This window comes from Salicola sp. AFF1, from assembly GCF_056783195.1.
On the sequence record NZ_JBXAYL010000204.1, the window covers coordinates 1 to 253 of the forward strand.

The window sequence follows — 253 nt, forward strand, 5'->3', positions numbered from 1 at the left end:
CCGGCCTCGAGATCATCGCCAAGCCGCCCGGCAAGAAGCCGCAGACGCTGTCGCTGCTCTCGGGCGGCGAGCAGGCGCTGACGGCGCTCTCGCTGATCTTCGCGGTGTTCCTCACCAACCCGTCGCCGATCTGCGTGCTGGACGAAGTCGACGCGCCGCTCGACGACCACAACGTCGAACGGTTCTGTAGCCTGCTGCATGAAATGACCGGCTCGACCGACACGCGCTTCATCATCATCACGCACAATCCGAT

The 253-nt window shown here is 64.4% G+C and carries 1 protein-coding gene; it reads left to right on the forward strand.

Annotated features, from left to right (window positions below):
• The coding region (locus AC1RQI_RS17355; protein WP_481905853.1) for a hypothetical protein at positions 1-253 on the forward strand (253 nt) is incomplete at both ends.